This is a genomic window from Mesorhizobium sp. WSM4844, from assembly GCF_055811775.1.
This window is the reverse complement of the sequence record NZ_JBVVQB010000065.1, coordinates 24,475-35,250: the sequence shown is the minus strand read 5'-3', so window position 1 is coordinate 35,250 and position 10,776 is coordinate 24,475. Positions and strand designations below refer to the sequence as shown.

At 64.5% G+C, this 10,776-nt stretch carries 9 protein-coding genes and 1 tRNA gene; 2 read left to right on the top strand and 8 right to left on the bottom strand.

All coding sequences use genetic code 11. The features are described 5' to 3' along the window. Positions 1-94 precede the first annotated feature (94 nt). A complete protein-coding gene (locus tag AC0L2A_RS31330; RefSeq protein WP_473612093.1) occupies positions 95-1,735 on the top strand; it encodes an ABC transporter substrate-binding protein in 1,641 nt (546 codons plus the stop codon). A 106-nt stretch (positions 1,736-1,841) separates the two neighbouring features. Here AC0L2A_RS31330 and AC0L2A_RS31325 read toward each other — a convergent pair whose 3' ends face one another. Continuing rightward, positions 1,842-3,380 (bottom strand): pyridoxal phosphate-dependent decarboxylase family protein, encoded by a 1,539-nt coding sequence (locus AC0L2A_RS31325; RefSeq protein ID WP_473612090.1) that lies wholly within the window; start codon positions 3,378-3,380, stop codon positions 1,842-1,844. A gap of 22 nt (positions 3,381-3,402) precedes the next feature. Continuing rightward, entirely contained in the window at positions 3,403-4,491 is a 1,089-nt protein-coding gene (locus AC0L2A_RS31320) for a PLP-dependent cysteine synthase family protein (protein WP_287215583.1), read from the bottom strand. A 244-nt stretch (positions 4,492-4,735) separates the two neighbouring features. Here AC0L2A_RS31320 and AC0L2A_RS31315 point away from each other — a divergent pair, with 244 nt between their 5' ends. Continuing rightward, positions 4,736-6,778 carry a BTAD domain-containing putative transcriptional regulator gene (locus tag AC0L2A_RS31315; RefSeq protein WP_473612089.1) on the top strand — a complete coding sequence of 681 codons (2,043 nt, stop codon included), beginning with the start codon at positions 4,736-4,738 and terminating at the stop codon, positions 6,776-6,778. Positions 6,779-7,166: 388 nt separating this feature from the next. On the opposite strand, the gene AC0L2A_RS31310 is transcribed toward AC0L2A_RS31315, so the two are convergent. From AC0L2A_RS31310 to AC0L2A_RS31285, 6 genes are all read right to left on the bottom strand, one after another. Next, positions 7,167-7,406 carry a hypothetical protein gene (locus AC0L2A_RS31310; RefSeq protein ID WP_023803696.1) on the bottom strand — a complete coding sequence of 80 codons (240 nt, stop codon included), beginning with the start codon at positions 7,404-7,406 and terminating at the stop codon, positions 7,167-7,169. A 241-nt stretch (positions 7,407-7,647) separates the two neighbouring features. Next, complete coding sequence (locus AC0L2A_RS31305) at positions 7,648-7,866, bottom strand: hypothetical protein (protein WP_036263676.1); 219 nt, start codon at positions 7,864-7,866, stop codon at positions 7,648-7,650. Positions 7,867-8,035: 169 nt separating this feature from the next. After that, a complete protein-coding gene (locus AC0L2A_RS31300; protein WP_287065731.1) occupies positions 8,036-8,728 on the bottom strand; it encodes a L,D-transpeptidase in 693 nt (230 codons plus the stop codon). Then, positions 8,725-9,690 carry an ABC transporter substrate-binding protein gene (locus AC0L2A_RS31295; RefSeq protein WP_473612088.1) on the bottom strand — a complete coding sequence of 322 codons (966 nt, stop codon included), beginning with the start codon at positions 9,688-9,690 and terminating at the stop codon, positions 8,725-8,727. The genes AC0L2A_RS31300 and AC0L2A_RS31295 overlap by 4 nt, the downstream gene beginning before the upstream one ends. A 308-nt stretch (positions 9,691-9,998) precedes the next feature. After that, positions 9,999-10,083 (bottom strand) — tRNA-Leu (locus AC0L2A_RS31290). A gap of 68 nt (positions 10,084-10,151) precedes the next feature. Continuing rightward, the gene (locus AC0L2A_RS31285) at positions 10,152-10,772 is read right to left on the bottom strand and encodes a 2,3-bisphosphoglycerate-dependent phosphoglycerate mutase (RefSeq protein WP_236393119.1); all 621 of its coding nucleotides are present in this window, start codon (positions 10,770-10,772) and stop codon (positions 10,152-10,154) included. Positions 10,773-10,776 lie beyond the last annotated feature (4 nt).

Here is a 10,776-nt window from a genome sequence, read left to right as displayed (position 1 = left end):
CCCCCCCCCCCCCCCCCCCCCCCCCCCCCCCCCCCCCCCCCCCCCCCCCCCCCCCCCCCCCCCCCCCCCCCCCCCCGACAGGGAGGATTCGACGATGAAGTTGATGCTGACCGAAAGAGCGCTGCATCCGCAGGCCGAGCCCGTCGCCGACGGTTTTAAAAAAGGCAGCATGAACCGGCGCGAATATCTCGCCACCATGGCAGCACTTGGCGTCAGCGTCGCCGGCGCGCTGGCGCTTGGCGGCCTCGCGCCTTTCCCGGCCAGGGCGCAGGAGCCGAAGCGCGGCGGCGTCTTGCGCGTCGCCATGAACGTCAAGGGCTGGAAGGACCCGCGCACCTTCGACGGCGTCGAAATGTCCAATGTCGCCCGCCACTGCAACGAATATCTGGTGCGCTGGAACCGCGATTTCACCTTCGAGCCGTGGCTGCTCGAGAGCTGGGAGACCAGCGACGACGCCCGCGTGCTGACGCTGCATGTCCGCAAGGGCATCACCTGGTCGAACGGCGACACTTTCAACGCCGACGACGTTGTCCACAACCTGACGCGCTGGTGCGATGCGAGCGTTGCCGGCAATTCGGTCGCCGAGCGGATGGGGGCGCTGGTCGACGCCGCCACCAAGAAGCCGATCGACGGCGGCATCGAGCGTGTCGACGACTTTACCGTCCGACTCAATCTGCCGAAGCCCGACATTTCGCTGATTGCCGGCATGACCGACTATCCGGCGCTGATCATGCACCGCAGCTACGACGGCGACGGCGATCCGCTGAAGGCCCTGGCGATCACCACTGGACCTTGCGAACTGGTGGCATGGGACGCCGAGGTCGGCGCCGAGGTCCGCCGCAAGGACAAGCCGTGGTGGAAGGGCGATTTCTGGCTCGACGGCATCCAATGGGTCGACTACGGCTCCGATCCCAATGCGATGTTTTCGGCCTTCGAATCGGGCGAGATCGACACCAACCACGAAACCGCCGCCGATACCGTCTCGCAGACCGACGCCATGGGTCTGAGCAATTCCGAGCTTGCCACCGGCTCGACCATCGTCGCGCGCTTCAACGTCGGCAATCCGCCCTATGGCGACATCAGGGTGCGGCGCGCCGCCCAGCTCGCCGTCGACAATGCCGCAATCCTGAAGATCGGCATGGACGACCGCGGCAAGCCGGCCGAGAACCATCATGTCGGCCCGATGCATGCCGAATACGCCGATATCGGCCCGGCCGTCCGCAATGTCGACGAAGCCAAGGCGCTGCTTGCCGAGGCCGGCAAGTCCGATCACGAATACGAGCTCATCTCCGTCGATGTCGACTGGCAGAAGAACACCGGCGACGCCATCGCCGCGCAGATGCGCGACGCCGGGCTGAAGGTCAAACGCACCGTGCTGCCGGCGGCGACGTTCTGGAACGACTGGAGCAAATATCCTTTCTCCTGCACCGAGTGGCTCGGCCGGCCGCTGGGCGTCCAGGTGCTGGCGCTGGCCTACAGATCGGGCGCTGCCTGGAACGAGACCGCCTACGCCAATCCGGAGTTCGACGCCTTGCTCGACAAGGCGCTGGCCACACCCGACGCCAGTGCGCGCAAGGAGATCATGGCCAAGATCGAGCGGAATCTGCGCGACTCCGGCATCATCATCCAGCCCTATTGGCGCTCGGTCTACCGGACGTTCCGCAAGGGCGTGCACGGCTGCGAGCAGCATCAGTCGCTGGAGCAGCATTTCGAGAAGGTCTGGCTCGAGGCGTGATCGCGGGTCTTTCCTTCTCCCCTTGTGGGAGAAGGTGGATTGGCGCAGCGCCAAGACGGAAGAGGGGTGCTGGATGGAGTGCGGCGGTGCCAAGCTGGAACACCCCTCATCCGGCCGCTTCGCGTCCACCTTCTCCCACAAGGGGAGAAGGGAGAGCGGTGCCAGGCCTTGAAATCTCCTGCCCAAGCCGCACCGTTTCCCGCACCAACAAATCCAGGTCGTCGCGCCGGGTACGGTGGTTGTTGATCGCTGCCCTGAGGCAATGCTGGCCGTGCACCGTCGTATCCGAGAGGACGGCGATGCCGTCTTCCTGCAGCCGCAGCATGATCTCGGTGTTGAGTTCCTTCTGCCGCTCTCCCGTCAGCCCGTCGCCACGGTAGCGAAAACAGACGATGTTGATGTTCGGCGGCGCGACAAGTTCCAGCAGCGGTTCGGCCGCGATCAGGGCGCCGAGATAATGTCCTTGCGCGATGTTCTGGTCGATCAGGCGGCCGAATTTCTCGATACCGTGCTGCTTCAGCGCCATCCACACTTTCAGCGCCCTGAAACCGCGTGACGTCTGCAGGCCAAAATCATGCAGCCACTGCCCCGAGGCGAGGCCGCGCGGCGTCGATTCGAGATATTCCGGCGTCACCGCGAACGTGCTGCGATGGGCAGAGGCATCCCTGATCAGCACGCAGCCGACCTCGAACGGAGCGTGCAGCCATTTGTGCGGATCGAGCGCGATCGAGTGGGCGTGCTCGATGCCGGCAACGCGATGGGAATTTTCCGGCGCGATGGCGATCAGCGCGCCGATGCAGCCGTCGACATGGAACCAGAGGTCTTCCTGCGCCGCCAGCCTTGCCAGCGCCTGCAGATCGTCGATCGCGCCGGTGTTCACGGTGCCTGCCGTGCCGATCACGCAGGCCGGCCGAAAACCCGCCTGGCGGTCCTCGGCGATCGCCGCCCGCAACGCGTCGATGTCGATCCGCAATCCGGCGTCGGTCGGGATGCGGCGCAGCGCCTGGTTGCCGAGGCCGAGCGCCTCCATCGCCTTGCGGTGGCAGGAGTGAAGCTGGTCCGAGCCATAGAAACGCAGCGGCTTGTCGATGGCGGCAACGCCATGCTCGCGCACGTCGATGCCTGCCCTGGCGTTGCGGGCCACGGTCAGGCCGATGATGTTGGCCATCGAGCCGCCGCTGACCAGCGTGCCGCTGGCCGATTGCGGAAAGCCCATCATCTGCTTGCACCAGTCGACGACCTGGCTGTCCATCAGCGCGGCGGCATGGTTGCCGCCGCCGAGGTTGGAGCCCTGCACCGCCGCCAGGAAATCACCGAGCGCCCCGGTGAAATTGCTCGATCCCATATACCAGGACCAGAAGCGCGGATGGATGTTGCCCATCGGGTAGGCCATCACGTTGCGGGCGACCTCGCCATAGACCTGGGCAAGCGGTTGAGGCGATTGCGGCAAGGGCGCCGCGAAAAATTCTCTCACCTCCGCCGGCATGTCCTGCCACACCGGGCGTTCCCTGACATCGCGCAGATAGTCGACGGCGTCGTCGACGATCCGGTGCGACAGCGCCTGCACATCGGCCCAGTCGACCGGATCGAGCGTTTCTTCGGCAACCATATCGGCAGTGCCGGCGGCTTTCAGCATGGCGTCCATCCCCGTTGCTCCCGATGCGCAATTATGCGGCCGGGAACTGGCAGCCCGGTGTTGAGCGCGACAGCGCGATCTCCTCGGCGTCCATCTCGGCTTCGATGCCGTCGAACAGCGGAGTCGTCATGTAGCGTTCGCCGGTGTCGGGAAGCATGCACAGGATCACCGAGCCGGGTGCGGCTTTTTCGGCGATCTGGCGCGCCACCGCAAAACTGGCTCCGCCGGAAATGCCGGTGAAAATCCCTTCCTTTTGCGCCAGCGCCTTGGCCCATTTGATGCCCTCGGGCCCGGCAATCGGCACCACCTCGTCATAGAGGCTGGCGTCGACCGCCTCCTGCAGGACGTTGGGAATGAAGTCCGGCGTCCAGCCCTGGATCGGGTGCGGCTCGAACGCCGGATGGCTGGCGGCGGGTGCGCCGTCGGCGCCGCGCTGCTGCGCCTTGCCGCTGCCGATCAACTGGGCATTGGCGGGTTCGGCCAGCACGATCCGGGTTTCGGGACGCTCGCGGCGCAGCACGCGCCCGACACCGACGACGGTGCCGCCGGTCCCGTAGCCGGTGACGAAGCAGTCGAGCCGCGATCCGGCGAAGTCGTTGATGATCTCGCGCGCCGTCGTCGCCTCGTGAATGGCGGCATTGGCCTTGGTCTCGAACTGGCGGGCCAGGAACCAGCCATTGGCCTCGGCGAGTTCCACCGCCTTGTTGTACATGCCAAAACCCTTCTGGGCGCGCGGCGTCAGCACCACCTTGGCGCCCAGCATGCGCATCAGCTTGCGGCGCTCGATGGAGAAACTGTCGGCCATCGTCACCACCAGCGGGTAGCCCTTCTGTGCGCAGACCATGGCCAGGCCGATGCCGGTGTTGCCGCTGGTTGCCTCGACGACGGTCTGGCCCGGTTTCAGGGCGCCGCTGCGCTCGCCCTCTTCGATGATGTTGAGCGCCAGCCGGTCCTTCACCGATGCCGCCGGATTGAAGAACTCGGCCTTCACATAGATCGTCACATGATCGGGGCCGAGATTGTTGATCCTGATCACCGGCGTGTCGCCGACCGTGTCGATAATGCTGTCGAACAGGCGGCCGCGCCCGGCCGTGGTCCTGATTTTCCGTTGCTGCAACATGTCTGCTCTCCCCTTATTGTTGTCGTCACGAGGTGTCGTCGTCACGAGCCGGTTACAAACCGGCGGCTTGGGCGGCGAGGTTTCGAGACCTTGCCGCAGTACGGTTCCGGTGCCGCCAACGCGGCCCGGAACGGTGGCAATGCCGGCTACCGGCGCGGAAAATTCGTTGCCGGATGCACTCGATCGCTTTCGATGGTAAAGCAAAGGACAACTGGCCAGCGTGGGAGCAAGCGTGGAAACGCACGTGGAATCCGCTCGATCGAGCCTGGACGGCGCAGCGGCCGGGCTGTCCGTGCGGCTGCTCGGGCCGCTGACGGTCATCCGCGACGGCGCCACCGTGCAACTGCCGGCATCGCGCAAGCTGCGCGCGCTCTTCACCTATCTGGCGCTCGCGCCGCATGCCGTCGGCCGCAGCCGTCTGTGCGAGCTTTTGTGGGATGTGCCGAACGATCCGCGCGGCGAGCTTCGCTGGTGCCTCAGCAAGCTCAGGGGCATTTTTGACGAACCGGATCGCCACAGGATCGAAACATCAGGCGACACGGTCGCGCTCGATCTGAAGGGCATTTCCGTCGACGCCGTCGATGTCGCCTCGGCCGCCGCCAGCGGCATCGAGACGCTCGATCTTGAGCGGCTGCAGGCCCTGTCCAGACTATTCGTCGGCGACTTCCTCGACGGGCTGGAGATCGACCGCAGCCCGCATTTCAACAGCTGGCTTATCGCGCAACGCCGCCGCTTCAGCTCGTGGCACGCCGCCATTCTGGAACAGCTGGTCAGCAAGCTGCCGGCGGATGCCGACGAAATGTCCGCGCATCTGGAGACATGGCTGGAACTCAATCCGTTCGACGAGCGCGCGCACGTGGCTCTTCTGACAAGCCTGGCGCGACGCGGGCAGATCGCCGCCTGCGAGGACCATCTTGCCTCGGCGGCGCAGCTGTTTGCTTCGGAGGATCTGGATTTCGGACGCGTTCGTGAGGCATGGCGGTCGATCCGCAGCGAACGACCTGCCGCGACGCTCCGGGCGCAGCCGGCGCTGTTGCCGGCAGCCGCGCAAGCGTCAATTGTGCTTCCCCATGCCGATACTGCTACGTCGAAGGCCTCGCTCGCGGTGATGCCGTTTGTCGAGGAAGCCGGGATCGGCGGCCCTCGCGGCTGCCCCTCTCGCGGTGGATTGGCCGACGGCCTGACTCACGACATCATCACCCGTTTGGCCAAGCTCAGGGATTTCTTCGTCATCGCCCGCGGCTCGGTCTTTGCGCTGGCCGAAAAGAACGTCGCGCCGGAAGATGCCGGCCGGCGACTCAACGTCGACTACGTCGCCACCGGGACGGTGCGCAGCCAGGCTGGCCGTGTCGCGGTCAGCGTCGAAGTTGTCGAGGTGCGCACGGCCAGGATCGTCTGGGCCGAGATCTTCGAACGCAGGCCCGACGACATCTTTGCCGTCCTCGACGACATCGGCGACAGCATCGTCTCGTCGATCTCGGCCGAGATCGAGATGGTCGAGCGCAACCGCGCCATGCTGAAAGCCCCCAGCTCGCTGAATGCCTGGGAGGCTTACCATCGAGGCCTCTGGCACATGTATCGCTTCACCCGCACGGAAAACGAGCAGGCCCGGCATTTCTTCGACATGGCCCTGAAGCTCGATCCGACCTTCGCCCGCGCCTATGCCGGCCTGTCCTTCACCCATTGGCAGAACGCCTTTCAGCGCTGGGGAGACCGCGACCAGGAAAGCGCGCTCGCCTTCGAGACCGCCGGCCAAAGTCTTCTGGTCGACGATCACAATCCGGCCGCGCACTGGGCCATGGGCCGGGCGCTGTGGTTGCGCGGCGAGCAGGACGGCTCGCTCATCGAGCTGGAACGGGCCGTCGATCTCAGCCCCAACTTTGCGCTCGGCCACTACGCGCTTTCGTTTGTCCACTCGCAGTCGGGTGATCCGAACGCGGCGATCGGTTCATCCGATCACTCGCGCCATCTAAGTCCGTTCGATCCGCTGCTGTTCGGCATGCTCGGCGCCAGGGCGATGGCGCATGTCCGCCTCGGCCAGTTCGACGAGGCCGCCGAATGGGCGCTGAAGGCCGCCGCCCGTCCCAACGCGCATGCCATCATCCTGGCGATCGCGGCGCACTGTCTTGCGCTGGCGGGGCGGCTTGACGAGGCCCGCACTTTCGCGGCCGCCATCCGCAAGACGCTGCCGAATTACTGTGCCGACGATTTCATCGGCACCTTCCGCTTCGAGCCGGACGCCGCAGCCCTGTTCCGGCAAGGCGCCAGGCGCATCGGCTTGGGGTGAACCAACCCACGCAACCCTGACTCGGCCTACCGAAGCCGTGGTGGTTTATGCCAATCGCCAGCGTTGGAGATTTGTCTGCCCGACCGGCCGGCAGCGAAGGTCCACAGCACTTTCAGCGGCGAATCTCAGTGGCAATCGCAAACTCCAGGATTAGCCGAAACCCCCTCCCTTCGTCATCCCAGGGCGGAGCAGGAGCGAAGCGACGTCGCGGAAACCCTGGGATCCATGCCGTTACATCAGAGCGTCACGACGGTGCAGAACCTTTTATGGCGGAGCGAGGCGCCCCCCTCTGTCCGGCAGGACAGAGGGGGGCGCGAAGGATCACTACAGATCAGCATTTATCCTGAGCCGCTGCATTCTCGCGCTTCTCTCAGCCGGCTTGCCGCAATTATATGCCGAGCATCGACTTGGCTTGGTTGAGCGCAGCCTCCGACCCTGCATGATCGCCGGCGGCGTGCAATTTCTCGCCTTGGGCGCGCAGTTCCTTGACTTTGTTCATGTCGGCCTCGGCCAGCGTCGCGGTCGGCAACGCCGCGTCGATCGCGGCCATGATGGTCGGGCATGAATTTGCAAAGGCTGCCGCAGGAACGACCGCCAGGAAAACCGCGAGCGAAATTGATCGTAACATGGACGTTTCTCCCTTGCCGGAACGCGCAATTTCGCCGACCGGCGCAGGAATGGTACAGCGAATGCCCGAACCTGCCAATCGCGATGATGCCGCTGGGTTGAGACACGCTGCCGTCGGCCGGGCTTTTTCTCCTAGTGTCTGAACCTCGCCGCGGCTGGTCGCCACCAATCGTCACGTCCGAAGCCGACGCCACGTTCGCGGCAATCGTCAGATCGCCGCAAAATCCTTCGACCAGAGCGGATCAGGTGGGCTGAACGGATTTGACATTGCCTTCGGTATCGACAAGGCAGCTTGTCTTCTTGCCGCTGGCATCGAGTTCGACCCGATAGGTTGTGGAGTCGATCTTGCTCGACGAAACCGGAAGTATTTTGCTGCTGTCGGCACCGCTCGCCTTGGCGGCTGCGTCGGCGCAAAGCAGCTGAAGGTCGGCCGGGGCCGTCTCGACCTGGGTCCTGGACATCTGGTCCTGAGGCGGCGGCGGCGGCGGCGTGCTGACGCAAGCGCTCAAGGCCCCCGCCAGGAACCCAATTGCTGTTGCCCGGATCGAAGTTCTCACTGCAGGTTTTGCCGACATTGCTTGTCCCTCTCCGAATGCCGCTTCACACACCCCGGCTTCACACACCCCGGCTTCAAACACCCTTGTAAAGTGCCGCCCCCTGCATGAGAACGATGACCTTGGCCCCAACCTTGACGCGCGATGCCAGGTCGGTGATGTCGTCGTTCCGCATCCGGATGCAGCCTGATGACACGTCGAGCCCGATCGTCCACGGCTCCGGCGTGCCGTGTATCCGGTAGATCGTGTCCTGGTCGCGCTCATACAGATAGAGCGCCCTGGCGCCGAGCGGGTTGTCGGGCCCTCCCGGCATGCCTCCCGCATGTTTGACAGCATTCGGATCGCGAGCGACCATTTCGGCCGGCGGCGTCCAGGTCGGCCATTCCGCCATGCGGCCGACGCGCACGATTCCGGCCCATCCAAAGCCTTCCCGGCCGACGCCAATACCGTAGCGCATGGCGCGCTGACCCGGCTGCACAAGGTAGAGAAAATGCTGGTTGCCGTCGATGATGATCGTACCGGGGGCTTCCGCGGTGCGGAACTTGACCATCTGCGGGCGAAACGCCTCTGGCACTTGATTATGCGCGGCATAGTATTTGCGCGCCTTGGCGCGGTCATAGTCCACCCATTTGCGGGTTTTCGGATCGAAAACCTGGGTTCCGGCAGCCAGCGCCGCCACCGCGACAAGACCGAGCGCTACCGCGACAATTGCCGTCAGGCAGCGCCGCTGGAGAGCGGTGCGTCCCGCGATCGTCAGCTTTCCGGTCATGGATTTGCCCACCCTTGCACCCGAGCGCCCTGCGCGGCGACCCATTGTTTGGCGTACTCGTAAGGATCCTGGCGCTCCACCTGGAGCGCATAACTCATCTTGGTGGCGTCCTCGGGCTTGAGGGCGATCCGTTCCAGGAACGCGACCACCTCAGGATATTTCTTGCGCAGCGAGGTGGCGTAAGCGATGTGGAAATGTGCCGTATCCCATGACACAGGCGCGCTGGACTTCGAGACCCAGAGCGGGTCCTCGGAAGGCAGCACGATCTTCCACTTTGCCGGGTCAAAAGGCGGCTCGGCAAGCCGGACAATTTCGTGCAGTTCAAACACGTGATGCGGCGCATAGCAGGCAAACACCATCGGATGAGCCGTGGCAACCGCGGCATCGACAGCCGCCATTCCGACATCCTCCGGCGTCTCCAGCAATGTCATTGTCTCGGCGTAGCCATAGCTGTTGGCGCGGACACGCTCGATCGCCGTCGAGGACCAACCCTCGGCGCCAATCCAGAGTTCTCCGCGTCCGTCCCGATCCGTGTCCAACGCGGCGGTTTTGCGCGGGTCGGTGAGATCCGAAATGTCGCGGATGCCAAATTTGTCGGCAGTTTCGCGGGTGGCGCATATGCCCTGCCATGCCGGCACACCGATGGGACTGATGGCTACCGTGCCGGCGCCGTCGACATACTTCTTCACCAGATTGTCCAGGTTGGGCAGCCAGATTTCGGGATGAATATCCACCTCGCCCGAATCGAGGCCGGCAAAGGCAATGAGCGTCCCCATCTCGCGCACATCGGCATCGAGCCCGAAATGTTGCTTCAGGCTGACCTTGAGAATGTTTGCCGTCGCCTGGCCCGACGGCCAGTTCGGCATTGCAATGACGAGATCAGCCGCGTGGACCGGAACCGCCAGCATCGTCAATGCCGCCAGCGACATTCTCCGCAGGCACCGCCGAAATCGGTTGTGCATTTCTTTCCCCTCGTTTCGGTGCCGAAAAAGAACCGGGACGGGAACAATCTGTCACGGCAAGCACCGGGTTGTGACACCAGCCCCATCTTCTGACGGCAGCTGCTGAAGGTGCAGCAGTGCATTCGCCAAGGAGAGCGCCGTCACATGCCGCCCCTGCACGCTACTCGATGACATTCCGTATGGGAAGATGCTCACAACCGCGGCCGCCTTGTTGGGTGAGGTCATTCGCAAGGCGACAGCACCTTTGTGTAGCAGCTGATGACCCGGAAACCCAAGGTTTCCAGGAAATCAAGAGCTTACAAAGGGATTGGTGCCCAGAAGAGGACTCGAACCTCCACTCCTTGCGGAACACGGACCTGAACCGTGCGCGTCTACCAATTCCGCCATCTGGGCTGGTGCGGGCTCTTTAGGCGGGCAAACGGTGAGTGTCAACGCGCTTTTTTGAAAGCTGCCCCGCCGGCTCAGCCGGCCAGCACTTCCTTGGATGCCACCGTCGAATCGGCGTTGAGCCTGTAGATGACCGGCACGCCGGTGCCGAGCTCCAGCCTGACGATCTCCTCGCCCGACTTGCCGTCCAGCGCCATGATCAGCGCGCGCAGCGAATTGCCATGCGCCGCGACCAGGACTGTGCCGCCGCGCAGTACATGCGGCTGCAGGTCGTGCAGATAATAGGGCCAGACGCGCGCGCCGGTGTCCTTCAGGCTTTCGCCGCCGGGCGGCGGCACGTCGTAGGAGCGGCGCCAGACATGCACCTGCTCCTCGCCCCATTTCTGGCGCGCGTCGTCCTTGTTGAGGCCGGAGAGGTCGCCATAGTCGCGCTCGTTCAGCGCCTGGTCGCGGATGGTCTCGAGATCGCTCTGGCCGACCGCGTCGAGAATATGCTGGCAGGTCTTCTGCGCCCGGATCAGCGACGAGGTGAAGGCGATGTCGAATTTCATGCCGCGCGCCTTCAGCTTGGCGCCCGCCTCCCTGGCCTCGGCGTGGCCCAATTCGGTCAGGTCGACGTCGCGCCAGCCGGTGAAAAGGTTCTTCAGGTTCCATTCGCTCTGGCCATGGCGCACGAGCACGAGAGTTCCCGACATTTTT